This is a genomic window from Chryseobacterium proteolyticum (assembly GCF_046591535.1).
Taxonomy (GTDB): Bacteria; Bacteroidota; Bacteroidia; order Flavobacteriales; family Weeksellaceae; genus Chryseobacterium; species Chryseobacterium proteolyticum.
In genome coordinates, this window is the sequence record NZ_JBJLWK010000001.1 from 862,647 (window position 1) to 887,863 (window position 25,217).

The 25,217-nt window shown below is 34.5% G+C and carries 25 protein-coding genes and 1 pseudogene; 5 read left to right on the forward strand and 21 right to left on the reverse strand.

What is annotated here, in order from left to right; translation table 11 throughout:
• The first annotated feature begins 102 nt into the window (after positions 1-102).
• The 3 genes from ACJ5H0_RS03955 to ACJ5H0_RS03965 all read left to right on the forward strand — a co-directional run bounded on the left by ACJ5H0_RS03955 (position 103) and on the right by ACJ5H0_RS03965 (position 1,794).
• Complete coding sequence (locus tag ACJ5H0_RS03955) at positions 103-678, forward strand: Crp/Fnr family transcriptional regulator (protein WP_172278422.1); 576 nt, start codon at positions 103-105, stop codon at positions 676-678.
• A 122-nt stretch (positions 679-800) separates the two neighbouring features.
• Positions 801-1,475, forward strand: a complete 675-nt coding sequence (locus ACJ5H0_RS03960; protein WP_411247422.1) for a type 1 glutamine amidotransferase domain-containing protein — start codon at positions 801-803, stop codon at positions 1,473-1,475.
• A gap of 19 nt (positions 1,476-1,494) precedes the next feature.
• Complete coding sequence (locus ACJ5H0_RS03965; protein ID WP_411247424.1) at positions 1,495-1,794, forward strand: putative quinol monooxygenase; 300 nt, start codon at positions 1,495-1,497, stop codon at positions 1,792-1,794.
• Positions 1,795-1,845: 51 nt separating this feature from the next.
• Here ACJ5H0_RS03965 and ACJ5H0_RS03970 read toward each other — a convergent pair whose 3' ends face one another.
• From ACJ5H0_RS03970 to ACJ5H0_RS03980, 3 genes and pseudogenes are all read right to left on the reverse strand, one after another.
• Positions 1,846-3,729 carry a type VI secretion system baseplate subunit TssF gene (locus ACJ5H0_RS03970; protein ID WP_411247426.1) on the reverse strand — a complete coding sequence of 628 codons (1,884 nt, stop codon included), beginning with the start codon at positions 3,727-3,729 and terminating at the stop codon, positions 1,846-1,848.
• Positions 3,730-3,750: 21 nt separating this feature from the next.
• On the reverse strand, positions 3,751-4,191 hold the full coding sequence (locus tag ACJ5H0_RS03975; RefSeq protein ID WP_172278430.1) for a GPW/gp25 family protein: 441 nt from the start codon (positions 4,189-4,191) through the stop codon (positions 3,751-3,753).
• A 190-nt stretch (positions 4,192-4,381) separates the two neighbouring features.
• A pseudogene (locus ACJ5H0_RS03980) lies at positions 4,382-5,798 on the reverse strand (APC family permease).
• 144 nt (positions 5,799-5,942) lie between these two features.
• Between ACJ5H0_RS03980 and ACJ5H0_RS03985 the strand changes: the two are divergent.
• The gene (locus tag ACJ5H0_RS03985; protein WP_411247427.1) at positions 5,943-6,458 is read left to right on the forward strand and encodes a DUF4920 domain-containing protein; all 516 of its coding nucleotides are present in this window, start codon (positions 5,943-5,945) and stop codon (positions 6,456-6,458) included.
• A gap of 64 nt (positions 6,459-6,522) precedes the next feature.
• Here the strand turns inward: ACJ5H0_RS03985 and ACJ5H0_RS03990 are convergent, their stop codons facing one another.
• Positions 6,523-7,632 (reverse strand): M14 family zinc carboxypeptidase, encoded by a 1,110-nt coding sequence (locus tag ACJ5H0_RS03990; RefSeq protein ID WP_411247428.1) that lies wholly within the window; start codon positions 7,630-7,632, stop codon positions 6,523-6,525.
• Positions 7,633-8,462: 830 nt separating this feature from the next.
• On the opposite strand from ACJ5H0_RS03990, the gene ACJ5H0_RS03995 reads away from it, so the two are divergent.
• Positions 8,463-9,002, forward strand: a complete 540-nt coding sequence (locus tag ACJ5H0_RS03995; RefSeq protein ID WP_411247429.1) for a helix-turn-helix transcriptional regulator — start codon at positions 8,463-8,465, stop codon at positions 9,000-9,002.
• Positions 9,003-9,057: 55 nt separating this feature from the next.
• Here ACJ5H0_RS03995 and ACJ5H0_RS04000 read toward each other — a convergent pair whose 3' ends face one another.
• From ACJ5H0_RS04000 to ACJ5H0_RS04080, 17 genes are all read right to left on the reverse strand, one after another.
• Positions 9,058-9,681, reverse strand: coding sequence for a T9SS type A sorting domain-containing protein (locus ACJ5H0_RS04000; protein ID WP_411247431.1), 624 nt, complete (start codon positions 9,679-9,681; stop codon positions 9,058-9,060).
• A 493-nt stretch (positions 9,682-10,174) separates the two neighbouring features.
• The gene (locus ACJ5H0_RS04005; RefSeq protein ID WP_172278440.1) at positions 10,175-11,347 is read right to left on the reverse strand and encodes a proline dehydrogenase family protein; all 1,173 of its coding nucleotides are present in this window, start codon (positions 11,345-11,347) and stop codon (positions 10,175-10,177) included.
• A gap of 64 nt (positions 11,348-11,411) precedes the next feature.
• On the reverse strand, positions 11,412-11,909 hold the full coding sequence (locus ACJ5H0_RS04010; RefSeq protein WP_411247433.1) for a UbiA family prenyltransferase: 498 nt from the start codon (positions 11,907-11,909) through the stop codon (positions 11,412-11,414).
• Positions 11,885-12,343 carry a UbiA prenyltransferase family protein gene (locus ACJ5H0_RS04015; RefSeq protein WP_411247435.1) on the reverse strand — a complete coding sequence of 153 codons (459 nt, stop codon included), beginning with the start codon at positions 12,341-12,343 and terminating at the stop codon, positions 11,885-11,887. Before ACJ5H0_RS04015 ends, ACJ5H0_RS04010 begins: the two co-directional genes overlap by 25 nt.
• Positions 12,344-12,354: 11 nt before the next feature.
• Positions 12,355-13,281, reverse strand: a complete 927-nt coding sequence (locus ACJ5H0_RS04020) for a mevalonate kinase family protein (protein ID WP_273648182.1) — start codon at positions 13,279-13,281, stop codon at positions 12,355-12,357.
• A 175-nt stretch (positions 13,282-13,456) separates the two neighbouring features.
• Positions 13,457-13,897, reverse strand: a complete 441-nt coding sequence (locus ACJ5H0_RS04025; protein ID WP_411247438.1) for a CUB domain-containing protein — start codon at positions 13,895-13,897, stop codon at positions 13,457-13,459.
• Complete coding sequence (locus ACJ5H0_RS04030) at positions 13,840-15,621, reverse strand: M12 family metallo-peptidase (RefSeq protein ID WP_411247440.1); 1,782 nt, start codon at positions 15,619-15,621, stop codon at positions 13,840-13,842. Before ACJ5H0_RS04030 ends, ACJ5H0_RS04025 begins: the two co-directional genes overlap by 58 nt.
• Before the next feature lie 181 nt (positions 15,622-15,802).
• On the reverse strand, positions 15,803-17,293 hold the full coding sequence (locus tag ACJ5H0_RS04035; protein WP_273648184.1) for an MFS transporter: 1,491 nt from the start codon (positions 17,291-17,293) through the stop codon (positions 15,803-15,805).
• Between the two features lie 200 nt (positions 17,294-17,493).
• A complete protein-coding gene (locus tag ACJ5H0_RS04040) occupies positions 17,494-18,672 on the reverse strand; it encodes an acetyl-CoA C-acyltransferase (RefSeq protein ID WP_172278450.1) in 1,179 nt (392 codons plus the stop codon).
• A 63-nt stretch (positions 18,673-18,735) separates the two neighbouring features.
• Positions 18,736-19,155, reverse strand: a complete 420-nt coding sequence (locus ACJ5H0_RS04045; RefSeq protein ID WP_172278452.1) for a hypothetical protein — start codon at positions 19,153-19,155, stop codon at positions 18,736-18,738.
• On the reverse strand, positions 19,152-19,538 hold the full coding sequence (locus ACJ5H0_RS04050; protein ID WP_411247443.1) for a hypothetical protein: 387 nt from the start codon (positions 19,536-19,538) through the stop codon (positions 19,152-19,154). Before ACJ5H0_RS04050 ends, ACJ5H0_RS04045 begins: the two co-directional genes overlap by 4 nt.
• 77 nt (positions 19,539-19,615) lie before the next feature.
• Entirely contained in the window at positions 19,616-20,683 is a 1,068-nt protein-coding gene (locus ACJ5H0_RS04055; RefSeq protein WP_411247445.1) for a hypothetical protein, read from the reverse strand.
• Between the two features lie 261 nt (positions 20,684-20,944).
• Positions 20,945-21,520, reverse strand: coding sequence for a hypothetical protein (locus tag ACJ5H0_RS04060; protein WP_411247446.1), 576 nt, complete (start codon positions 21,518-21,520; stop codon positions 20,945-20,947).
• The gene (locus ACJ5H0_RS04065; RefSeq protein WP_411247448.1) at positions 21,498-22,040 is read right to left on the reverse strand and encodes an RNA polymerase sigma factor; all 543 of its coding nucleotides are present in this window, start codon (positions 22,038-22,040) and stop codon (positions 21,498-21,500) included. The genes ACJ5H0_RS04060 and ACJ5H0_RS04065 overlap by 23 nt, the downstream gene beginning before the upstream one ends.
• Before the next feature lie 117 nt (positions 22,041-22,157).
• Positions 22,158-23,540: a nucleoside permease gene (locus tag ACJ5H0_RS04070; RefSeq protein WP_172278462.1), complete on the reverse strand. Its 1,383-nt coding sequence runs from the start codon at positions 23,538-23,540 to the stop codon at positions 22,158-22,160.
• A 21-nt stretch (positions 23,541-23,561) separates the two neighbouring features.
• On the reverse strand, positions 23,562-24,161 hold the full coding sequence (locus tag ACJ5H0_RS04075; RefSeq protein ID WP_172278464.1) for a bifunctional nuclease family protein: 600 nt from the start codon (positions 24,159-24,161) through the stop codon (positions 23,562-23,564).
• Positions 24,162-24,268: 107 nt separating this feature from the next.
• Positions 24,269-25,216 carry an electron transfer flavoprotein subunit alpha/FixB family protein gene (locus tag ACJ5H0_RS04080; RefSeq protein ID WP_411247452.1) on the reverse strand — a complete coding sequence of 316 codons (948 nt, stop codon included), beginning with the start codon at positions 25,214-25,216 and terminating at the stop codon, positions 24,269-24,271.
• Position 25,217: the final 1 nt, after the last annotated feature.

Sequence of the window (25,217 nt, forward strand, 5' to 3'; positions counted from 1 at the left end):
ATGGAATTTTTTATGTTAAAAAGTGTTAGATTAATTAACTCTAAAAGTCCTGTTTTTGTTTTTTAAAGTTTAAATTTACATTGCTTTAACCCTAACTAATCAATGCAAAGATTACGCGACCATATTGAAGAGATAACGTCCCTTACTGATGAAGAATTCGAATATATCAAAACATTTTTTACACTCAGGAAAGTCCGTAAGAATCAATTTCTGCTTCACGAAAGTGATGAAGTAAAATTTGAATTCCTGGCTTTAGATGGAATTTATAAAGTTTTTTACATCGATGAAAATGGAAAAGAACATATTGTACAGTTTGCCAAAAAGAACTGGTGGATGACCGATTACATCGGTTTTTTTAAGCAAAACAATGCAACTATGTTTGTGGAATGCCTGAAAGAGGGTGAAGTGGTATGCCTGACCCTTGAAGGAAGAGAGAAACTGGCGGCTGAATTTCATAAAATGGAACATTTCTTCAGAGTAAAACTTACCAATGGATATATTGCTTTACAGCAAAGGATTACATTACTATTATCCAGTACACCTCAACAGCGATATGAAGAATTCTCAAGATTATACCCAGATCTTATCCTCCAGATCCCGAAAAAATATGTTGCGGAATATCTGGGCGTAAGCAGGGAGACTCTAAGCAGATTGTATACCAATGATAACAAGTACTGAGTGTGATCGAAATCACACTTTTTTTGTGACTCCGATCCTTCTTTTAGCATGCCTTATCACCATAAATTTGCTATATCAATCGGAAGAATTCCGACGAAGTAAAATAACAAATAATTCAAGTCATGAAACCAAAAGTATTAATCATTGTATCCAATGCCAACTCAATCGGACCGGAAAACAGAAGAACAGGAACTTTCCTTCCGGAAGTAGCACATCCGTATGCAGAATTTTTAAAAGCCGGTTATCAGATTGATTTTGCCAGTCTGACAGGAGAGACACCTTTTTTAGATGCCTTAAACTTGGCTGATGATCCTGATAATTTAAAATTCCTTACAGGTACCGGATGGTCAGATATGCAAAAAGCGGCTTCGTTATCAGATTTTAATAGTAATGAATATGATGCTGTGTTCATACCCGGTGGTTTAGCACCAATGGTAGATATGCCGGAAGCACCTCTTCTCAAGAAATTTATAGCTGAGATATATGAAAAAAATGGTATTGTAGGAGCCGTATGTCATGGTCCTGTATCTCTTCTCAATGTACAATTAAGCGATGGAAGCTATTTGGTAGCCGGAAAAAATATTACATCTTTTACCACGGAAGAAGAAGACAACTATGCGAGAAAAGATGTTCCCTTTGACCTTCAATCTGCTTTAACGGAACAAGGCGCTATTTTCCACGCTGCACAACCATGGTCAGCGAACAGCATTGCTGATGGGAATCTGATTACAGGACAAAACCCCGCCTCCGCAAAAGGAGTGGGTGAAAAAATAGTTGCTGCCTTAGAAGCTAAATAATCTAATTAAATCTAAAAAAATGAGCCAGAAAGAAGTTTATGTATATGCGAGGTGGCAGGTAAAAGAGGGAGAATTACCTACCGTATTGAATATGATGAAAGAAGTTGCTGAACAAAGCTCCCGGGAAGATGGAAATTTATTTTATAAACTCCATCAGAGTCAATCGGATAGGAATACATTGATTTTATTTGAAGGATACAAAAATTCAGAGGCTGTAGAGATACATCGTAATTCTGAATATTTTAAGAAATTGGTGTTGGAACAAATTGTTCCTTTACTCGAAAGCAGAGAAGTGCTCCTTATGGATAAAATTGTATGATGCCTTTATAAAATTAAAATTCCGGAAATTATGTTTTTCCGGAATTTTAATTTAGTTTTCAAAAAAGTCAACATCTTCGTTACTGATACTGACAATATATTCTATACCATCTATTGCTTTAGAAATGATTTGGTTCCGAAGCATGTTGGACATATTCTCCCAATACGCTCTTCCGTAAAAAGAATAATTCTGAGGGATAATTTCAATCTCTACTGTTCGTACAAAACCTTCCTTAGGCTTATTACTGATCATAGTTCCCCTTCTCACCCTTACCTCTTTCAGTTCATCTTTAAGTACCATTCTGCAATAATTTTTCACATCTTCCAATGAGATTATCTTATCACGGGTTGTAAGTGCATATTTATAGGCCTGAATGCTGTCTGTTCCTTTTTGTTCCTCAGCTCCTCCGATTGTTTCTGTAAGAAGTACTAAAGACTGCGATTTCAGCTGATTGGATAATTCGGTTCCCGGACGCATATGATTGGCCAGAGTACAATGAGTAATCCAAAAGGATGCATATGTATGATCAGTCTTTTCAACAGGTTCCATAATAACGTAATTCAGTTCCTGCTTGATACTTCTTTTAGCATTATTAACCTTTTGTACCATTGATTTCATTTTATCAGACATCTCGCTCAACATCCCTTTTACATTATCCCTGTTTAAAAGTGAAAATGCTGCAATCTCGTCTCTTGTGAGTTCCAGAACATTGGCAATCATATCGACTGCATTTCTGTTGGTAAAGCGTTCCATTCCTCCTTTTCTTACCGTATAAAGTCCTTTTTTAAGGTCATCGGTGGGAGTAAAAGGAATTTCCGTATATCTCCTTCCCTCTCCATCCTGTACCTCATCAACATATAAGAAATGTTCTCCTTCATCTGTTACCAAAGGAATGTTATTTCCCATGATATCAAGGCTGTATTCTGTTTTTTTCCATCCTCTGTTATAAATAGGAAAAGCATTGAAAACAAATGAGAAATTATCCAGAATTTCTGAAGAAAACTGTGGCGGAAATTCAAAAGTCAGCCATAGATATTGTTTTCCATCAATATATTTTTCTATCTCTTCTCTTCCTTCAAGGAAATTCAGATTCTGTGGGAGTTTACCGGCTTCAGAAAACAAGCTATTTGATAATCCTGTTATTTCAATGAATTTGTGATGGTAGATGCTTTTAATATCTTCAATTGTTTTTGTCCTGATCGATTGTTCACGGAACATTTGTTCATATCCTTCTGCCTGCGTATTTTTAAGATATGATAAGCCTTCCCTCACAAATAATGGATTGCCATCGCTTGTAACCGTAAGATAAGGCAATAGCTTATAAACAAAGTCCAGATGTTCAAAGGCAGGATTGGAGCAAAATATACTTAAATATTTAGGAAAGTTCTCACTTACGTACTTAGAGACATCCACTCCAATGGTTACCTTACGGTAATCTTCCGGTTTTCCCTGAAATCTTGAAATAGGTATTTTATTCAGTCGGTCATCGATACTATAGCATGTATTCCCTACAAACATAATAGAAGTTTGAATTCTATTGATTCTTACATTACCGATTGGCGTAAAAGGAATGTTAACCTGTTTATCCGATTCTGATTTAACCGTAGAGGTCATCTGCTTTCTAAAGAAAAACTCCGTATGCTCAAGCAATACTTCTGAAGATTCTGAAGGTTGAGTAAAGGCAATAGCATGCGACGGAATTGGATGTGTATAAATAGAAGGAGTCAGTAATTTTGCCAGTTTCTCTAAAATACGGGCATTTACGGTCTGTATTTCATTATTTGCTTTAAAAATTTCAGTACTGAAGGCATCTATCAGTAATTTCACAAACGGGTCCAAAGATTGTGGACTTTTCAATCCCCATACTTTCGTTGCGTTTTGAAGCATTCTTGCCTTTACAGATTCTTTGGAATATATATTTTGATCTAGATTCATAAATTTCAATTACAATAAGCATTAATCAATAGACATAGGGCTCAGGAAAAGCTCTGTAGAAAAGCTAAAACGCTCACCGGTTGCCTCCATTTTGGCATTAATGGCAATCTTTACTTTTTTCTTTATTTCCGTATGCTCTTTGGTATCGTAGCTATGTTCTACAATTTGTATGTGGGCGTCAATCTGTGGCTGAACAATTCTTGGTTCATATTCCTGTATCTGTCTTTTTAGACTTTTAATGAATATATTCTCCCAAACAGCGCTTGTAACTCCATTATCGAATTCAAGGTTCCAAACATCATTTCCGTAATTTTCATCATATCTGTTTTCTCCTTTTTTAGTGGTTATCAGCAACATAATGTTATGGGCTATACTCTCTCCCATGTCGCAGGTATCAATACTTCCTCCTTCGGACATTAGTGTTGACGGAACAAAAGGCATTCTGTAATTTGGTGTGTCCATATATCAACTTTTTTGTTTTGACAGTATTATTTCATTCGCATAAAACAAAATACCAATTTAAACATTTTCAGGAAATAATAAGAAATAAAAATATCATTTAAAAATTACGGCTTTCAAAGTATCTTGAAAGCCGTAAACTATTTTTTACCTCCCGTTGCCAGGATGTTTTTTATTTAGCAAATAGATCGTACTACTGATCTGTTTTTTTGTTCCTGTTGATAAAATAATAGACAGGAAGCCCTAATATCACCATTATAAACCCCGGCCAGGTATATTGTTGCTTATAGATCAATAGTAAAATACAAAATCCGGTTCCTATTAATAAATAAATAAGAGGAGTAACTGGATATAACCAGGTTTTATAAGGTCTCTCAAGATTAGGCTGTTTAAATCTTAAATAGATTACACCAAAAACAGTAATCATATAGAATAAAACAATCACAAAAGAAATCATATCCAGTAAATTTCCATACTGCCCGCTCAGGCATAATAAAGAAGCCCAGATTCCCTGCATCCAAAGTGCATTTCCGGGAACTGCATTTTTATTGTTTTTTTCTGCCGACTGGAAAAACATACCATCTTTCGCCATTGTCTGGAAAACTCTGGCTCCTGCGAGGATCAGTCCGTTATTACACCCAAAAGTAGAAATCATGACCAGTAAAGCAATAATAATTGTTCCCGCACTTCCAAATATATGATGCGAAGCAGCTACCGCTACTCTGTCATTAGCCGCGAAAGCAATGGAATCCCGGTCCAAAGCATTCAGGTATACATAATTAACTGCTATATACAGAAGCATTACGGCAGAAGTACCATAGATCATTGCCTTAACCACATTTTTTTTTAGGATTATCAATTTCGCCGGATACAAAAGTAACGCTCTCCCAGGCTACGGAACTGAAAACGGAACCTACCATAGCTGCGGCAATACCTCCAAGTAAGGTCATTCCTCCAATAGGCTCCCATCCATGTTTAAGAAAATTTCCGCTAATATCTTTTTTCAGATTGTTAAATGAGTCATAACCAAATCCAAAATTTTCGGAAAGATGGGAAACATCAACTAAAATAAATCCGGCAGCAATAAGACCTATTAATGCTATAATTTTAGAGCCTGTAAAGATATTCTGTAAAATCTTCCCGCTTTCTACTCCTCTTGTGTTGATGTATGTAAGAAGAAGAATAACGGCAATTGCTAATATCTGGATCCACGTTATTTTAAACTCACCACTCTGGAAAATTGCTTCAGCATCATTAAGTGCTGGAATCAGGTAAGCAGTAAATTTACCGAAAGCCATTGCAACGGCAGCAATAGTGCCCGTCTGAATAACCGTAAAAAGCCCCCAGCCATATAGAAACCCCATCCTTTTACCGAAAATCTCCTTAAGGTAAGTATATTGTCCTCCTGCTTTAGGAAACAATGCAGACAGTTCCCCATAGCTTATTGCTGCTGCCACTGTCATTATTCCTGTAATAACCCATACTACGATCAACCAGTATCCGGATCCCAGATTCCGCATCATATCGGCACTTACAATAAAGATTCCACTCCCAATCATAGAACCCATTACCAACATAATGGCATCCCAAAGTTTTAATTTTTTCTGCATAGATTATTTAGAATTTCCAAATATAAACAAATAAGTTTCTGATTTTGAATTTTATGCAAAAATTACAAATACACCTATTTTTTATCAAGTATATCTAACTTATTAATTCAATTTTTATTGTTATTTTTGAAAAAAATATTAAAAATGAAATTCAAATCCATATTACTTGCGGTTGCAATCAGTACTTCTGCTGTAGCATTCGCTCAGGAGACATCACAGAAAAAGTTCGCTCCGCCGGCAGGAAATGCTATCGTGGGAGATACTTATGGTGCTGGTGTTGACTCATCTGTAGAATCTAAGGCGATTACGGTTGAAAAACTTGGTAAAAAACTGAAAAAAGAAAATAAAAAACTTGAGAATGTAGCCATCAAAGGAAAAGTAACCGATGTATGTGAGAAAAAAGGATGCTGGCTAACTATTCAGACTGAAGATAATTCTCAGTTCTTTGTAAAAATGAAAGATTATGCATTCTTCGTTCCTACTGCTCTGAAAGGGAAAAACGTTGTTTTGGAAGGAAATGCCGAAAGAAAAGTAATCTCTGTAGATGAACAAAAGCATTATGCTGAAGATGCTAAAAAACCACAATCAGAGATCGACGCTATCACAAAACCAAAAGAGGAAGTGAGATTTGTAGCTAATGGAATCAAAGTTGTTAATTAATCCTGCAAACCTCATCTAATAAAACAAAAGCGGAACAAATGTTCCGCTTTTTATTTTTCATTTTTTAATCTTCAATACTAAAATCTACTTTTTCATCCAGCTTAGGATATTTGGTAGCACACAAAAATTTCTTTCCCGTACAATCTATTTCAAGCCATCCCTTTCTTTTCTTTACATCTCCCACCTCCATAACAAATGGAATAAAAGACAAATCATCTTTTCCTTCTTCTTTAATTTCTCTGTACTGAACTGCGATATCTAAAATACAATGATGATCTGTATTCAGTTTTACATTTCTGTAGATAATATCGTAGTGGCTTTCTTTATTCTCTGGAATATCGAGGTAAGATTCCCAGCCTGTAATATCAGAATTAAGTTCACTGATTGCTTTTAAAGCATAGAATAATGCTATAGTATAATATTTTCTTGTTCCTGTCCTTGTATAATCATCTACAAAGTGTCCTCCCTCAAATAGAATCGTAGGCATTCCTGCTTTAATAAAATTATCACCAGTTGATGTTGGATAAAACTCATCAGAATATCTTCCAATCTGATTAGGAATTAAATCTTTTAAATGATTGTATATACTTCCAATCACTGCCATACATTTTTTTCTGTTGTCCGTAACGGTGCGCTCTTCATTTTCAGAGGGAGCCAAAAACGAAAGTGTGGCTGGATGGATTCCATCTGTTGTAAAAATAGTCCTTTGCTCATGTAAATTCAGAGCATAATCATATTGGTTTGCAGATACTGTATTCTTAAGGAACTTAATCTCTTTACTGGCCTCACTATGAAAATCCCTGTTAAGGTCTATATCAGTCGCATTTAGCCTTGTCCATCTTTCAGAGCCATCAGGATTTAGCATAAAGATAAAGTCAAGTTTGATCTTGCTGAATAAATCTTCCTTCATTTCAGGATATTTATCAAGACTTACCAGTAAGTCAAGCATAGCATGGGTAGCGTTTGATTCATTTCCATGCATTTGCGACCATGCCAGTATTTTAATAGGTCCACTGCCAATACTTAATTTATAAATGGGCTTCTCCAAATACGATCTTCCGATCTCTGTAATATATTCGCTGAGATTCGTCTGTAGGTAAAAAAATAATTTTTCAGGGGAAATATAGCGATTAGGAAAATTTGGATTTTGAAGATAGATCTGTTCAAAGTTCATTTCATAATAATTTACATGAGTCAAAATTAGCCATTTTTAAAGAGAAAATAAAATTAACATTTGTAACTTTATTAAACAATGTAAATTGCCATAATGTCTGTGGATAAAATTGTGGATTGCTAATAATTTAATATAATATTATTAAGTAATTTAAAATCAAATATTTACTACGATTATCTAAATGCCTATTTTAAATTTACTTGAAGTGGTCAATTCCCTATTTATCCTCAATTGAGGGTAATGTGATTAAACACAGTAAGATGTGGAAAACATAAATTTCCCGCTTTGTATACAAATGTAAATTGTGGATTATTTTCTTATTTTTTTGATTTCCGTCATTAAATAGGACAGATAAAAAGTCATTTTATTATATAGTAATGCATTGAGGAATTTTCAAATTAATCTTAATCAGTTTCTCATAAGAAATAGCCATTAATAGACACTTAGCGTTTAAATTTGAGTATAACTTCATATTATATATGGTTGAAATCAGGCATTTATCATTGGTCCTACTCCAGCGTCATTCAAAAAGACAATAAATAGTGATGAATAGAGCCTTATCAGAAGATTAATACTAATTTTTGAACAGCATCCTATTAACAGGAAATTTATTGACTTCTTATTTTAAGTATATATCACTAAAATCAGATATGAGGATAAATTGTTGAATAAAAATTATAGTAGAATTTTATGAGTAATATAATATGTTGTTTATCAACAATATACCTATTTACTTTTGTATATTATGAATGTGAATAATTATTTACATTTGTATTTTGCATTTGTAAATTTATTATTTACATTTGTAAAACAATTAAAAGCTTATTTTTATGAGTTTAAATGAAAGAATTTCTAAAGTTATCGAGTATTCAAGACTTACTCCTTCTGAATTCGCAGATGAGATCGATGTACAGCGATCTTCCATTTCTCATATCACTTCCGGAAGGAACAAACCTTCTTTGGAATTTATTATAAAAATAAAATCTCATTTCCCTGAGATCCTTTGGGATTGGTTAGTCAATGGCGAAGGTGAAATGCTCAAATCAGCCTTACCCGAAACTTCAGTTCCCGAACCGGATGAACCGGATGAAGAAAAGTTAAAGCCTACTTCCCTCCCTGATCTGTTTACCATGATGAATGATGATGAAGATTTCGGCATTGATGAAGATGAAATTGTTCCTCAAAAACAACCCCTTCGAGAATCTCCTATACCGTACAAGGTTAAAGCTCAGGAAAAAATAAACGATTCTCAGCGATTAGAGAATTCAAATGAAAAAATTATTAATCAAGTTATTGAAAATCAACAAAGTAAGATAAAAAGAATCGTTTTGTTTTATGAAAATGGAAAATTCGAAAGTTTTGAGCCATAAAAAAGCCTGATCAAAGAATTGATCAGGCTAAAAATAGTTTAAGAAAAAACTAAACCTATTGTTTTAAAAGTTTAGTCATTTTTGTAATCTCATTACTTTTAATTTTTAAAATATAATTTCCTGTAGGAAGTTCAGAAACATTATATTCTTCTGAACCTTTTAGTGTTTTCACTAACTTTCCTGATATATCAATTACTTCCACACTGCTGATCTTAATCTTTTCGGGATTACTAATTTTAAAAATATCTTTTACAGGGTTGGGATAAACCTGTATCCTGTTATCATATTGCATCACTTCATTAGTTCCCAATGTTGTTGATGTAAATGTTATTATAAAGGGCATATCAACAGTATAATCAGGTGCTGTTGTAGGATTGCCATCATCTATTAATGAAATCCATGTTCCTGCTATGGCATTATTTTGTTTAGCATTAAAGCTGGCAAGCCCTCTGCTTCCTGGTATAGTAACAGAAGGTAAAAAACCTGCATTTGCTGTAATTGCGTTTTGTAATTGATATTTTATCCAATAAGTGCCAGCGTTTAAAGTAACAGGTGTACTTGCCGTAATTTTCCAAATTTTCCTTGTTGTCCCCGGTACAGAAGCTGAAGTAGGTACTGCGCTATTAAATATTCTATATGTATTATAATCTACCCCTGTAGTACCTATTGGTTGTATCATTCCCAAAAACACTTACCGCACCTGACACAGAAGGATCAGAACTGAATATATTTACCCTTACTGTATTAAAAGGAGATGTTGTTCCTGTATATCCGGTTTGATAAGCAAAAAAATCTATCGTACTAATTTGCCATTGAGCACCGGGAGGAATTGTAAAATCATCTGCAATAAAAAAGCTACTTGTGGTTGAACTATAAGTCCCTCCATAGCCCGAACTTGTATTGGACTCTGTTGTATTTCCTGTATTATTCTGAACTTCAGACCATGTGTATCCAGCAGGTGCAGTAACACCGCTTTTCGAAGTAGTTCCGGTACTTAAACCTCCATTAGTGTAGGTTTGTGCTATGGTAAAATTTGCTATTGTGATGATAGCAATAAGTAATATTAAATTATTTTCATCAAAAAGTCTTATTCCACTAAATCCACCTTAATAATGCGAATAAAAAAACTCACTATTGGTGAGGTTTATTATTTTTTAAATAATTGGTATTAATTATTTACTGTTTTTTCTTCTTTCTAATTCTTTCTTTAACAGTCCCAGTTCTCTACCGGTCTGCCCGGCCACAGAAGTGTTTTCCTGAGCTCGTCTGGTCAAATAAGGAACTACGTCTTTTACTGGACCATAAGGAAGGTATTTAGCCACATTATAGCCTTTATCTGATAAAGCGAATGTAATATTATCACTCATCCCGTAAAGTTGCCCAAAATACACATGAGGATTACCCGTTTCCAGAGATTTTGTTTTCATTTTATCCATAACCAACTCGGAAGAGATCTCATTGTGGGTTCCAAAAAATGCTGAAACTTTATCTAAATGATTCATTACAAAATCAATTCCTGCATTATAGTTCCTATCAGTTGCTTCTTTATTAGGCTGGATAGGATCTGCATATCCCTTTTGTTCTGCTCTGGCTCTTTCCTTTTCCATGTAAGCCCCACGCACTATTTTATATCCGATAAAATAATTCTTTTCTCGGGCTCTTTGCAAATGGCTTTCCATGTATTCCAGCCTTCCGGTTCTGTACATCTGAATCGTATTCCAAACAATTGGTTTTTCTTTGTTGTACTTTTCCATCATCTCTTCACAAAGATGATCTGCAGCATCCTGCATCCATGTTTCTTCTGCATCAACCATTACTTTCTTATCGTTCTCATGACAAAGCTTACAAACCTCATCAAACCTTCTTACCACTCTTTCCCATTCTTCTTTCTGGCTGGTCGTTAGCTCTGCGTTTTTACCAACTGCTTCATACAGATCAATTCTTCCAAAAGCTGTAGGCTTAAAAACAATAAATGGAATTGCCGGATTTCCTACGGAAAATCTTACAATATCCTTGATTTCCTTACATACTGCATCAAAAGTTTCTTCATCTTCTTTTCCCTCAATTGAGTAATCGAAAATACTTCCAACCCCTCTTTTAAATAATTGCTTTACCACTTTCATGCTTTCTTCCCGTGTTTCGCCACCACAGAATTGTTCAAATAAAGTATTTTTTACAATTCCGGTTACAAACGGAAAATTATGATGAACGGTAAAATTAAGAATAGAAGTTCCAACACTGGTTAAAGCCGGTTGTTCAATCATTTTAAACATCCAATATGCTTTTCTTAATTGGGCATCTGTTTTGTCTGCAAATGCAACTTTAGTATCGTTAAAAATGGGCATTCCTTTTTATTAAATTTAATTTTGCAAAGGTAATAATAACCTTAGTCTTTTTAAAAAATATTTTTTAAAATTTACTTTCGATCCCGTTCAAAAGCATCGCAATAATTCCTACGAAGACCCAAAGTCTTAATATATTCAATGTTATGAACTTGCTTTTCCGGGAGTAGTTGAGGAGTAAATAAATACATAAAATCATAATAAACATCCCGCCGACAAAGTAATAAGCCATAAAACCTGAAACTCCGGTTCTCATAATTAGCTTCATAGACACCACCATCGTTACAATAAGCAGAGATACGATAATGATTTTAGTTGTTTTATTTTCGAAATAATTAGGAATTGTAGTATATCCAAACGCTTTATCAACGCTTTTGGTCAGTGTGTCTTTTACAATATCAATGCATAAAAGGATCAAAAAAAGGAAAATGGCCATTAAAAGAACCTTTTTGGAAAAAGTTTCATAGTATACCATCATCCCAAAGAAAGGATATAATGTAAGACTTACAAAAGTAAGGTTATTCAGCAGCAATACACGGCTTAACTTATGGCTGTAAAACCACATAAAAAAACTGATAGATCAGAAAAAAAAATAAATACGTTATGTGAAATAAACCAAGCAACTCCAAGGGAAATAACACTTAATGCGAGATATGCGTACAAGAAATATTTCTGGGCAATAAAACTTTGAATTCTTGTACGAAAAGGTTTCACCACATGGTCCTTTTCAAAATCGTAGAATTGGTTGATAATTCCTCCCGCTAGAATGCTCAGTACCGTACAGAAAATAATACCGTGAACCTTAAAATCGAAGACAAAATTTCGAAGACTTTCCTCCTGATTAAATAAGAAAAAAGTAGATACATAAAGCGCAAATGTAAGCAAGATCGCTACAAAAAACCTTGCGCCTAAAAGAAAGCCCACGAACTGTGAGAATCTATAAAATAAAGATTTAGATATATAGTTTTTTGATTGGAAAGTTTCTTTTTCAGAATTCATTCCCAATCTGTTTAAAATCTGTAAATAACCTCTTTGTTAAAACCATCAAGCATTTTTTCCGCCTTTTCATAGTCTTTGGTAAATCCAAGTATATATCCTCCGCCACCGCTTCCGCATAGCTTAAGATAATAGGCATTGGAATCCAGACCTTTCTTCCATATGTTGAAAATACTTTCCGGAATCATTGGTCGAAAATGTTCATAAGCCCAGTGTGAAAGTTTTTTCAAGTTTCTAAAGAAAGGATTCATATCCTTTTTCAGAAAAGCCTCGATACAGGCATTATTATAACGGATAAACTCCTCTTTTAATGTTTTACGGAAACCTTCTGTCTTCATTTTTTCAAAGAAAATCTGAATCATCGGGCCGGTTTCTCCGGTCATTCCGGAATCTATAAGGAAGATTGCTCCTTTTCCTTCTTCCCCTTCAGGAATAGCAACCCTATCGAGATTTTCTTTGTTTTCGATAAGGATGGGAAGATTCATATAACAGATTAAAGGATCCATTCCTGAGCTTTTGCCGTGAAAATAGCTTTCCATTTCTCCAAAAACAGCTTTCAGTTTTTTAAGATTTTCTTTGGAAATATTCTCCGGGTTAAGCTTATTCATAGAATAACGTTCAAAAATAGCAGCTACTAAAGCCCCTGAACTTCCTACCCCATATCCCTGAGGAATATTAGAATCAAAGAAAAGTCCATTTGAAATATCTTTTTTAAAACTTTCTATATTAAGTTGGAAGTCATCAGAAAGATTAAGATCCGCAAGAAAATCAGAATATTTCTGCAGATGCTGATTTGATTTCAATTCAAATTCAGAATTCAGATCAGAGAATTTTAAAGCTCCTTTATAGAAACTATAAGGTACCACAAGCCCCTGGGAATCTTCTATCATCCCATATTCTCCAAACAGAATTATTTTTGCGTAAAATAGAGGGTTCGTCATCTTGACAATAAATCTTTTTGCAAATTTAAGATTATTCTGCTGAATATAATCAAAATCCGGGCCGAATTACAATATTTTTTGAACAATAATGGATTTGTAACCATAAGCCTTATTCATACTTCCAACCTGATCAACCCAATAAAAAAGCCTGATTTGATCAGCTTTTTATTGGGTATTATTGTTTTATTAATTTCTTTATTACCGTCTGTTTTTCCGTTTCTACAGAAACTACATAATTTCCTGTTTGTATTGATGAAATATTAACTTCTGATTTATTTCCCTTTAATGAATCGGATGACAATACTAACCTTCCTGCTTCATCGTACATTTTATAGGATCTGAGGTTTTCCTTGGCTGAAATGACAATCATATTCTTTGCTGGGTTAGGATAAATATTCACGGTATTGTCTTTTGTACTTACATCTTCAATACCTAGAACAGCACATGAAAAACCTGCTTTCCAGCCACTTCCTGTTTCAGCAGGATCCGATACAAACCTTACAGTAATAGCACCTGTAGCATGAGTAGAAGTAAATACTCCCGGCAATGTATTCCCAGTTAAAGTCCCATTAGCAAACAAAGGTGAAGTCGTTGAAGGACCATTATAAATATACATATAATCATAGTCTTCTTCCAGTTCAAGTTCTGTAAAAGCATGCTGAGCGCCGAGCCGGAACTCGGATAAAAAGTTTTTACAATAGTTTCATTATTACCATAAGCACCATTCACCCCTCCTGTATCCGTAAATAATATACCTCCACACCAATTGGCATCTGTTAGAAATAACTGGGATCTTTGAAAAGCATTTGATCCCGAACAACCCGATCCTACAAAAAGTCTGTAGTAAGTGGCCGGTTGAAGGTTCGCTAAACTAATATTTTGAGTGGTTGTATTTCCTGATGTTACAACTGTCCCGTCCATTGTTGTCAATTTATACTTCCATGAAGTAGAAGTTCCATCCGTAATCGTAGCATTTGCTGTATTTGTGGTAACATTAGAAATATTCATAGCCGTAATGCTAAGCGCACAAGGTGTTGTACAGTTGGTTCCCAGACAAGGTTTGGAATCTACGGTACTCCTGATTAGTGCTGCAGGCTGAGGACCAAATCCATTACTAAAACTTATTCCCACTCCTGAAACCAGGTGACAATAGCTCATGATCGTACCCTTTACCGTGGTGGCCGGAATCGGGCCTGTACAGCCTTCACTATACCCAGCTTGTGCACCACATCCGTCTATTGCTGTTCCATTACCATTCCATGCACAAGCATGGGTATGGGGAGAACCTAAACTATGCCCCATTTCATGAGTCATTGCTTGGATAGTCCATGAATAAACAGGAACATTGGAATAGGTCTGAGAGATTCCCGAATATGCATATTTGTTTCCCGTGCAAAGTGAATTGAGATAGGCAATACTCGTTGTAGCCGGAGCATTTACTAAATGAGCAAGATCTCCATTAAAAGTAGGCCTGTTTGTTCTGAAGCTGCTAAGATTAGCACCAGGAGTTCCTGTATAAGGATCCGCAGTAGTCCAGATAAAAATTTCATTAAGGGCTACTTTTATATCATCATTATTATAAAGTGTTGCGATATTGTTATGAACAGCCGTAAGCCAATTCGTTACCGTTGTTGTATTGGAGCCGTTATTTTGATAAGGAGCAAAACAAACTTCATAATAAATCCGGACACAGTTTTCAGTAACAGCTTTATTAACAGTAGCAGGATCAAATGCTGTCTTTTGAACCTGATTTTCTTTTAACTCGTCTACTCCACAAACAAAAGGATTCGTGCCTGTAAGTTTTGACTCAGAATAGCTTACAAAATCTTCCGAATTCTTTATTTTTCCGACAATAACATTTCCTAATTCAGATGATGAAGCTACTCCAACTACATCATCTTCAAAGAAGCTAAAAGCAACGATCGAAGAATTATCTCCCTTAATGATACCTCTGTAATACGCCCCAGGGTTATATGGCACAATTTCCCCTTTATTGGTGGTTACTTTAAAATTATCTGTAAAAATCTGATGCTTGTAAAGCTCTACGGTAAGCTTTTTATCTCCTTCGAAAGGGAATGAAATTTCAATAGATTCAGGCTTGTCTCTGACCAACTTTTTTAGATTTACAGAATGAATAGTCATTGCAGTAATATCTGTGGCTGCCCTTTTATATTCCTCCATTTTAGGTGAAGTTCTATTAGTATTGAAAAGATCATATTTCTCAAAGTGTTTACCTTGTTTATGATATTCTGATATTTTCTGCGAGACAGGCCTTAAATTCTGAGCAAAATTTAAGACAAAGCATAACGAAATGCTAAAAAGTAGAATTTTCTTTATCATTATTAATTTTTATACAAATAAACAAAAAAAAATCTACACCTAGTGATTAATCGTCATGAAAATTATTAAAATGATAAGTACAATATAACAAAAAGGCTAATTAATTAACAATATGCTTCTATCATTTTTTAGACCTTTTTAAATAAAAAGACGCTTATAAGCGTCTTTTTATTTATGTCTTCTACAATGTATCACGATCTTTCAGCATTTTGACCTTCAGAAATCTAATCAATATAAGACCAACCCCAAAGAATAAAGTCATTGAAAGGGCAGCAATACGCATATTATTAAAATGCTCAATCAATGTTGCGAAAATAAATGTTCCAATAATAATGGCTATTTTTTCCAATACATCATAAAAACTAAAATAGGTTGTATTTTCCATTGAATCTTCAGGTAACAGTTTTGAATATGTTGATCTGGACATGGCCTGAAGCCCGCCCATCACTAAACCTACAACTGCTGCAACTCCATAAAATTGATATTCAACATTTGGATTTTCTTTATTTAAGAAATAGGCCCATAGACAGGCTACAATCCATAACACAATAGCGATAGAAATTACATTTTTATTTCCTATTCTCTTTGATAATCTGGAGAAAATTATAGCTCCTATAATTGCCTCGATCTGGATTACCAGAAGAGTCCCTATAAGCTTATCCTGTGCGAGATTAATTTCACTTTTACCAAATAGCGTAGCCATGAGGAAAATGGTTTGCATTCCCACACTATAAAAAAAGAAACTCGAAAGGAAAAATTTCAGATTTTTATCTTTAAAAAGCTCATTTCCTACCTTAAAAAGTTCATGAAAGCTTTCTTTGGCAATATCTTTATAAAAGCTCATATTATCTTTAAGTACCTCAAAAAAGCCTCCTTGTTCTGCGTGCTTTTTGAATATATTCTTATAATTTAATAAAACCAGATCCTTTGGCAGGTTATCTTTTACATTTCCAAATTGTGGCAAATGTTTAAAAGTATATTGGGAAAAACCAAACCACCATGCTCCCGTTAATAAGAAACTTATTCTTGTAAATAAAAGTTGTTGGGCAGCACCTTTAGCGAAAACCTGAATCAGAACTAAACAAATAACAACTAAAACTACAGAACCAATATAACCGTAGACATAACCTTTTGCTGAAAGAGCATCCTGCTTATCCGGAGTTGCGATATCGGGTAAAAATGAATTATAGAATACCAGACTTCCCCAAAATCCTACACTTGCAGTAATACTGAAAAGTAATCCTAAAAATACATTATGCATTCCTGTAAACATAGCCAATCCCATACATGAAGTGGCTCCAAGATAACAGAAGAATTGCAAAAATGATTTTTTATTTCCGATCGTATCTGCCAAAGAAGATAAAAATGGAGATAATAATACTACGATAAAGAACGATATGGTAAGTGAATATCCATACACTGCATCAGGTTGATATTCTTTTCCAAAAATCTTTATTAAATGCCTTACAGGGACATCAATCCATTGTTTTGTCTCAGTTACATACTCCTTCTTTTCATAGGCGGTAGTAAGAATAGAATAATAAATAGGAAAGATGGTAGAAGTAATAACCAAAGAATAAACAGAATTGGCCCAGTCGTACACTGCCCAAGCCTTCATTATCTTTGGATTATTCTTAATATTTTTTGGTCGTTGATTCTCTGTTTCGGACATTTCAAATATATTAGATGCACAAAAATAGAAAAACCGCTGAATATTCAGCAGTTTTTTTTTATTAATTAGAATATCCTGATATATTATCAATTCTTTAAATACTATTGATATGTAGAGGTCTTGAATAATAATTACAGGTTTTAAAACAAAAATTGGAGCCTTTAAAGCTCCAATTCAAATATTCAAAAAGAATTTGAATACTAGATATTTTCAATAACAATAGCTGAAGCACCTCCACCACCATTACAGATAGCAGCAGCCCCATATTTAGCATTGTTTTGTTTTAAAACGTTAATCAGAGTAACAATAATCCTTGAACCAGAGCTTCCCAGTGGATGTCCTAAAGCGACAGCCCCTCCATTTACATTTACTTTGGCGGCATCTAATCCTAAGATCTTATTATTAGCCAAACCAACTACTGAAAATGCTTCATTAAATTCAAAGAAATCAATATCTGTAAGTTCTAACCCTGCTTTTTTAAGAGCAATAGGTAAAGCTTTAGCAGGTGCTGTTGTAAAGTTTTCAGGCTCCTGAGCTGCATCAGCGTAAGAAACGATCTTCGCTAAAGGCTTAAGGCCTAATTCTTCCATTTTTTCTTTAGACACAAGAATCAAAGCTGAAGCACCGTCATTTAAAGTTGAGGCATTAGCTGCAGTTACAGTTCCTGCTTCTTTTTTAAATACTGTTGGAAGTGTTGGCAATCTGTCAAAATTAACAGCTTTATACTCTTCATCTTCAGCAAAAATTACAGGTTCTCCTTTTCTTTGAGGAATCTCAACAGATACAACCTCATCGTTGAATTTACCTTCACTCCATGCTTTAGCTGATCTTTTATAAGATTCGATAGCAAACTGGTCCTGCTCCTCTCTGGAGATAGAATAATCTGTTGCGCATTTTTCTGCGCAAACACCCATGTGAACTTTATTGTAAACATCTGTCAGACCGTCTAAAACCATTCCATCCTGCATTTTAACATCGCCTAACTTGGTTGCTATTCTTGCGTTATAATAATGAGGTACTGAAGACATATTTTCCATTCCTCCGGCAACGATTATATCTACATCACCTGCTTTAATAGCTTGTGCCGCCATTGTTACGGCTTTCATTCCTGAAGCACAAACTTTATTTACTGTTGTGGACGGAGTTTCGATAGAAAGTCCTGCTCCTAATGCCACCTGACGGGCAGGTGCCTGCCCTTCTCCTGCCTGTAATACGTTCCCCATGTAAATTTCCTGAACCAATTTCGGATCAAGACCAATTTTGTCTAATGCTCCTTTTACGGCAACAGTTCCCAGCTTTGTAGCAGGAACAGTTGATAAACTTCCCATAAAACTCCCCATTGGTGTTCTTACTGCGGAAACGATGAATACTTCTTTCATGTGTATGATTTATTTTTTTTATTGATATATGTAACCTTACGGCTTCATTTTATTTGATAGTAATTAGTTCATATCTTCGACTTTACTAATTATAAATTCTGTCGTTTTATTATTATATTCTGAAGTAATTTTAATAAAATTACGATCAGTTTCTACAACCCTGTTTACCATCACTTCTCCCAGCTTCATAGGGTAGCTTTCTTCAGATTTGGCTATCAGCGTAACTTTATAATTACAATCATCTACGAAATCTAATCGTGATTTTATATAGTCTTTACCTTTGTTATAATATTCTGTTTGAATATTGTCTTGTACAGTCATTACCCATTCGTCAATAGGCATATCCACACGTAAGAATTTTCCTGTTTTGATATTCTGACATTTTGCAGGTTGATCTGAAGTCAGAAAAATATTTTGCTGGGCTCTTACCTGTGAAAAACTTAAGACAAAAAGCAAAATGAATAAAATGTTGAGATGTTTCATATTTTTGTTGTGTTTTTTTTAATTAATAATAAAAAAGCTCCTAAAAACTCTATAATCCATCCCCATTTTAGCTTAACCACACCCGCAAATGTCTCTCTCCATGATGCAAAAGGAAGAAAACTGAAATAATTCAAAGATTGCATTTTAATGGCAACCAAGGTAAATATAAACAAAAGGATAAGTAAAAAGCCTAGAATTTGCCCCATTTTAAAACGATTATTGACCACTCCAAAAAGAGCACAAACACCCAAAATCCAGCAAATTATTGCCAGTGAGAGATCCAGCTTCCAGTAATTCCAGTTTCCAATAACAGGAACATGAACCAGCGGTAAAAAGCTTCCTGCGATTACTAATAATGATCCTATTAACTGAATATTTTTCATAATTCTTAAAATGCCAAAATACAAAAAAAAAACACACTTATAAAAGCGTGTTCAATACCATGATATCCTATTAAAAATCAAAACATTAAATTGAAAATTTCTAAACCTATTTGTATTCCGTTTTTGTTTTTCATCAGGGCATCATCATTAAAAATAGGAGTAAGATCTTTTTTCACATATAAACTAATCCCTCGATAGCCTATACTCAATTTTGTTCCAAAAAGGAAAGGATTCATCCCATCTTCTATCCTCTGTTTAAAAATATTCCTGTTTGACTCTTCATTGGAGTATCTGTATTTTATTTTACTTCCGATTTTTACGCCTCCATATACACCAAGACCTATCCTCAACTGTGGCTGACTGTTATCCAGAAATTTCTCACCACCATAATTTACGTACTTAGGATTTAATACAAACTGCATTTCAAGAGGAATTTCAATATATTCTGCTTTTAATTGTGAAGATTTCAGATTACCCATCGTAAAAGGTCTTTGAAAGAGTTTTCCATCAGCTTGTGCAAAAACCATTGATTTCTTCACATTATAGATATCCGATCTCAACCCAACTCCAAAATTCAGCAATACGGGGCTGGCATTACTTCCTGCCTGTACTTCAAATCTAAACTGATAAGAAAGAGACCCTGACTTTCCTGAACGAAGTTCTTCAGAATCGTTAGAAAAATTAAACGGAGCAGACTTATCTGTAAGATTTAAAAAGCCTCCACCAATAAGAACACCTGCATGATTTAAAAGACGTTTCATATCTGTTTTTTTCTCATCAATACTTTTACCCAGAACAGATTTTCTTACTTTCTCTTTTGTTATATCCTCAAAGCTTTCTTTTTCAGCATCAACCTTTTCATTAATACTATTTTCATACTTCACTGCAATTTCACTATTCATTTTTTTCTTATCATCAGCAGAAATCTTTCCATCCTTAAAGTCTTTATCAACAGCATCAAGCTCTCCATTCATTTTTGTCTTTTCTGAAGTAATAATACTGTCGATTTTTGCAGTATAATTATTAATTTTTTCTTTCAAAGTTTCCCGGGAACGGGAATCGTAATAATTCCCTGATTTTTCCTGTGAAAAAGCCATTACAGAAGCAGTCATCATGATGGCAGAAATTAGAGCTTTATTTTTCATTTTTCTTATTTTTATTAATTATTCCAGCTGTCCAGCTGCATTTGAGTTGGATGATATATTGTGATTATAAGTCGAAATTGTTTTAATCTGTTTTGGTGTGGACAGTGACTCCTAATGTTACAGCAGCTTTTGAAAGGTGCGGTTTTAATTTATCCAATTCAATTCTTATGTATGGTCCTTTTTCCAGGTTTCCTTGTATTTTATCATATTCTCTTCCTACAAGCAAGTCTGAAGCCTCTATATATTTTGCAGTTTTTTTTCTCAGTTTTTTTGATTAACCGTACTTAATTTATTTTCAGATATCTTTTCTTCCTCGGGAATTACAAGATCAACAGGCTTTATTTGAACGCCAGATGCAATAGGATGAAGATCGTGATCTGCTTCATAATTTGACACTTTAATATCCTTTGTAATAGCCCTATTATGATCACGATTGGATGTGATACTATCTACTCTTTCCTTCTCTTTACCATTTGTTGCAATACTACGATCAACAATATCAGAAGATATAGCAGAATGATCCAGATGCTCATTCCGGAATACTAACTCTGGGTTATTATCTAAAGTCTCAGTTTTCTCGTTTGACTTGTCATGGGCAATTGTATGTGCAGTTTTTGTCCTGTCTATATTAAAATAAACAAGAATTCCTGAAGAAAATAAGAACAAAATAATTGCTGCATATTTCCACCACTTATAAGGCGATGAAACAGGTAGATTTTCAACTGAAATATCTGCTTCATCCAAACCTATTTCTATTTTGTTCCAAAGATCATGAGATGGCTTTATCTCCATTTCTTCATATCCGGATTTTAATTTATTCAGCATTTTGTTTTTCATTTTCTTTAGTTTTAAAAAATTCAACCAGCCACCTTTTAGCTTTGTTTAATTGACTCTTACTTGTCCCTTCGGAGATATTAAGGATCTCAGCTATTTCCTGGTGCTTTTTCTCTTCAAAAACATATAAATTAAAAATAATCCTATACCCTGGTGGCATTTTAGAAAATATTTCTTCAAGATTAATTTCTTCCAATCCTTCTTCAAAATCGTCATCAGAAAAATCATCGGCGATTTCTACATCTGCATATAAAATGTTTTTTGTTTTCCTTATAAAATTTATTGAGTCATTGATTATGATCTTTCTCAGCCAAAATGGAAAACTCTTGTAATCTCTGCATTCATTCAATTTAGTAAAGCACTTTAGGAATGCATTTAATAGAATATCTTCAGCATCATGGATATTATTGGTATAAGAATTCGCAACAGCCAACATTTTACTTGAAAAAGCATCATAAAGAGCTTTTTGAGCCCTCCGATCCTGTTTTATAGCAAGTGTAAAGTTTTCTTCTAAATTCTTCATGTTTTAGTTTCTATCTTATAGACGTGGAAAAATACAAAAGGTTGCCTGAAAAAATAAAAAAATGCACTTTATTTCTAAAGTGCATTGTATTGTATTGATAATAAGCTTAATATTTTTTTAATGATTGATATGGGCTACTTCTTTAGGATCGTGTTTGTGTTTAAATAAAAGAGCAAAAAGAATAGCCAAAACTAATGCATACGCAGCAAAAGATAACCAGATATTCTGCCAGTCTTTTACCATCACAATAGAGGACAAAGTTCCATCGGAATTAACAGCTGCATTAAAAGAATTTTTCAGAATTTCTAAAAATGTCGGATTATCGGGAGTTGTTTCCAGATAAGCAGATAAATCACTTACATTAGTAAATTCACGTGTAAAGAATTTATCAATCGCCCAACCTGCCATGTAGCTTCCAAAAACAGCTCCAAAACCATTCGTCATCATCATAAATAAACCCTGTGCAGAAGAACGGATCTTTTTATCGGTTGTGGTCTCTACGAAAAGGGAACCTGAAATATTGAAGAAATCGAATGCCATTCCATAAACAATGCAGGAAAGAATAATCAGTGCAAGCCCATATCCTTCAGGAATTCCATATGCGAAAAAGCCAAACCTTAAAACCCAGGCAAGCATTGACATCAACATTACTTTCTTTATACCGAATTTCTTTAAAAAGAAAGGAATTGCAAGGATAAACAGTGTTTCCGAAACCTGTGAAATCGACATAATAATTGTTGATCTCTGCACCACAAAAGAATCTGCATATTTAGGAAAATGAGCAAATTCACTCAAAAATACATCACCATACGCATTGGTAAGCTGTAAGGCAGCTCCTAAAAGCATGGAAAATAAAAAGAATAATGCTGTTTTATAATTAGCAAAAAGTTTAAAGGCATTCAGTCCTAATTGCTCTGATAACGGAGCATTTTTATCAATCAGTTTTTGAGGTGGGCATTTAGGTAAAGTTAATGCATAAATTCCTAATAAAATTGCAACAACGCCTCCGATATAAAATTGTCCTTCGGTTGCTTTGTTTCCTGTAAGATTTGTTATCCACATGGCTACAATAAATCCTATTGTCCCCCAAACCCGTATAGGTGGAAAGTCTTTTACAACATCTAGATTACTATTTTTCAGTATCGTATATGAAATAGAGTTGGCAAGAGCAATAGTAGGCATGTAGAAACACATAGCAGCCAGCATGACATAAAAGAATGAATTAGGATCGCCTGTATGTGGCAAGATAAATAAGACAATGCCGTAAAGAATCTGTAAAACCGAAAAAATCCGCTCTGCATTTACCCAACGGTCTGCTATAATTCCGGTTATGGTAGGCATAAAGATAGAAGCTATCCCCATTGTTCCAAAAACAGCTCCAAACTGAGTTCCATCCCAATGTTTTGTACCGAACCAAAAATTAGCCATCGTAATCAGCCATGCACCCCAAACAAAAAACTGCAGAAAGCTGAGGATGGTAAGTCGTAATTTTAAATTCATAGTTTAATTGTAAGTATCTCTTTAGTCAATTTTCTTTTTCCTCCTTTTGATTTCTTCCTGAATCTCCAAAGCGGTGTCAAAGTCTTCTTCCTTTACAGCATCTTCCAATAATTTCTGTAATTCCTCCATAGAGAGAGATCTTAAATTATCTTCTGTCTGAACTGTTTCAGAAAATGACTGTTCCTCCTTGGAAACATCTTCCAATTCCAAAAGAATTCCTGCTTCATTTAAGACTTGTTGAGTGGTAAAAATAGGCGCGTCAAAGCGTACTGCCATAGCAACGGCGTCAGAAGTTCTGGCATCTAAAATCAGTTCTTCTTCCGTTATTTTATTTTTGAAGTTTATGTTGGAAAAGAAAACTCCATCTACAATCTGATAAATAATCACGGACACCAATTCATAATTTGCCGAAACTATAAATTTTGTAAATAAATCATGGGTAAGAGGACGTGGTGGATGAATATCTTTCTCCAGACCAAGAGAAATGGATTGTGCCTCGAAATTTCCTATAACAACAGGTAACTTTATGTGTGTTTCTTCATGTTCCAATAACAAAGCGTACGCCCCTGATTGGGTCTGGCTGTACGATATTCCTCGAATAATTAGCTGTTTATAATCCATAGCTACAAAGATAAAGTAATTTTTGAATGTAGGTTTTACTTTTTGGACAAAAATAAAAGCTCGGAAAAACCCGAACTTTCATTTTTTATATAGTATAAAACTAAATTTTATCCTTTGATTGCTTTAATTTTTTCAGTTAATGCCGGAATAATCTGGAATGCATCACCAACTACCCCATAATCTGCTGATTTGAAGAAAGGAGCTTCCGGATCACTGTTGATCACAACAATTGTTTTAGAAGAGTTTACTCCTGCTAGATGCTGGATAGCACCGGAAATACCTACTGCAATATAAAGGTTAGGAGAAATTGCTTTACCTGTTTGCCCTACGTGCTCAGTGTGAGGTCTCCAACCAATATCGGAAACAGGCTTGGAACAAGCTGTAGCTGCGCCCAAAACATTGGCAAGGTCTTCAATCATCCCCCAGTTTTCAGGACCTTTTAAACCTCTTCCCGCTGAAACTACAATTTCAGCTTCTTTAAGATCCAATTTCCCTGAGCTTTGTTCATGAGAAACCACCTTAGTATCTTCATTAGCCACTGATAAGTTTTTCACCTCTTCAGAACCTGACACCGGATTCTCTTTAATTCCGAAAGCATTTTGAGAAACAGTAATAATTACTCCTGTCCCTTCAGCTTTAGCATGCATAAATCCTTTTCCTGAGAAAGCTCTTCTCTTCACCTGGAACGGAGAAGTACTTTCAGGAGCTGCCAATACATTGGTAATTAAAGAAAAATTCTTCATTACAGCTAACATAGGAGCTACGGAAGAAGCATCGGTAGTATGAGGAAAAACAATTATGTTTCCATTCACCACCTCACTCACTGCCTGAGCAAATGCTTTTGCTGAAAAGTTTTTAAGACCTTCGTCTTTAATATTGATGACATTAGATGCTCCATATTTATATAATAAATCTGAAGAATCTGTAGGGTTTACAGAAATTGCTGTAACGGTATCTCCCGCCTGATCAGCAATAGCTTTAGCATACGAAACTGCTTCAAAAGCTGCTTTTTTGTAAACTCCGTTTATATTTTCTGCGTATACGAATACTGCCATT

What these genes read in the sequence shown, in the direction of transcription:
- ACJ5H0_RS04035 (WP_273648184.1), bottom strand. Translation starts at nt 17,293, where the DNA reads ATGTCCGAAACAGAGAATCAACGACCAAAAAATATTAAGAATAATCCA.
- ACJ5H0_RS04025 (WP_411247438.1), bottom strand. Translation starts at nt 13,897, where the DNA reads ATGTATATTTATAATGGTCCTTCAACGACTTCACCTTTGTTTGCTAAT.
- ACJ5H0_RS03960 (WP_411247422.1), top strand. Translation starts at nt 801, where the DNA reads ATGAAACCAAAAGTATTAATCATTGTATCCAATGCCAACTCAATCGGA.
- ACJ5H0_RS04010 (WP_411247433.1), bottom strand. Translation starts at nt 11,909, where the DNA reads ATGTGGTTTTACAGCCATAAGTTAAGCCGTGTATTGCTGCTGAATAAC.
- ACJ5H0_RS04030 (WP_411247440.1), bottom strand. Translation starts at nt 15,621, where the DNA reads ATGATAAAGAAAATTCTACTTTTTAGCATTTCGTTATGCTTTGTCTTA.
- ACJ5H0_RS04005 (WP_172278440.1), bottom strand. Translation starts at nt 11,347, where the DNA reads ATGCCCATTTTTAACGATACTAAAGTTGCATTTGCAGACAAAACAGAT.
- ACJ5H0_RS04055 (WP_411247445.1), bottom strand. Translation starts at nt 20,683, where the DNA reads ATGAAAAATAAAGCTCTAATTTCTGCCATCATGATGACTGCTTCTGTA.
- ACJ5H0_RS03995 (WP_411247429.1), top strand. Translation starts at nt 8,463, where the DNA reads ATGAGTTTAAATGAAAGAATTTCTAAAGTTATCGAGTATTCAAGACTT.
- ACJ5H0_RS04000 (WP_411247431.1), bottom strand. Translation starts at nt 9,681, where the DNA reads ATGATACAACCAATAGGTACTACAGGGGTAGATTATAATACATATAGA.
- ACJ5H0_RS04020 (WP_273648182.1), bottom strand. Translation starts at nt 13,281, where the DNA reads ATGACGAACCCTCTATTTTACGCAAAAATAATTCTGTTTGGAGAATAT.
- ACJ5H0_RS04040 (WP_172278450.1), bottom strand. Translation starts at nt 18,672, where the DNA reads ATGAAAGAAGTATTCATCGTTTCCGCAGTAAGAACACCAATGGGGAGT.
- ACJ5H0_RS04060 (WP_411247446.1), bottom strand. Translation starts at nt 21,520, where the DNA reads ATGAAAAACAAAATGCTGAATAAATTAAAATCCGGATATGAAGAAATG.
- ACJ5H0_RS04015 (WP_411247435.1), bottom strand. Translation starts at nt 12,343, where the DNA reads ATGAATTCTGAAAAAGAAACTTTCCAATCAAAAAACTATATATCTAAA.
- ACJ5H0_RS03990 (WP_411247428.1), bottom strand. Translation starts at nt 7,632, where the DNA reads ATGAACTTTGAACAGATCTATCTTCAAAATCCAAATTTTCCTAATCGC.
- ACJ5H0_RS03965 (WP_411247424.1), top strand. Translation starts at nt 1,495, where the DNA reads ATGAGCCAGAAAGAAGTTTATGTATATGCGAGGTGGCAGGTAAAAGAG.
- ACJ5H0_RS03970 (WP_411247426.1), bottom strand. Translation starts at nt 3,729, where the DNA reads ATGAATCTAGATCAAAATATATATTCCAAAGAATCTGTAAAGGCAAGA.
- ACJ5H0_RS04075 (WP_172278464.1), bottom strand. Translation starts at nt 24,161, where the DNA reads ATGGATTATAAACAGCTAATTATTCGAGGAATATCGTACAGCCAGACC.
- ACJ5H0_RS04065 (WP_411247448.1), bottom strand. Translation starts at nt 22,040, where the DNA reads ATGAAGAATTTAGAAGAAAACTTTACACTTGCTATAAAACAGGATCGG.
- ACJ5H0_RS04080 (WP_411247452.1), bottom strand. Translation starts at nt 25,216, where the DNA reads ATGGCAGTATTCGTATACGCAGAAAATATAAACGGAGTTTACAAAAAA.
- ACJ5H0_RS04070 (WP_172278462.1), bottom strand. Translation starts at nt 23,540, where the DNA reads ATGAATTTAAAATTACGACTTACCATCCTCAGCTTTCTGCAGTTTTTT.
- ACJ5H0_RS04045 (WP_172278452.1), bottom strand. Translation starts at nt 19,155, where the DNA reads ATGAAACATCTCAACATTTTATTCATTTTGCTTTTTGTCTTAAGTTTT.
- ACJ5H0_RS04050 (WP_411247443.1), bottom strand. Translation starts at nt 19,538, where the DNA reads ATGAAAAATATTCAGTTAATAGGATCATTATTAGTAATCGCAGGAAGC.
- ACJ5H0_RS03955 (WP_172278422.1), top strand. Translation starts at nt 103, where the DNA reads ATGCAAAGATTACGCGACCATATTGAAGAGATAACGTCCCTTACTGAT.
- ACJ5H0_RS03985 (WP_411247427.1), top strand. Translation starts at nt 5,943, where the DNA reads ATGAAATTCAAATCCATATTACTTGCGGTTGCAATCAGTACTTCTGCT.
- ACJ5H0_RS03975 (WP_172278430.1), bottom strand. Translation starts at nt 4,191, where the DNA reads ATGGACACACCAAATTACAGAATGCCTTTTGTTCCGTCAACACTAATG.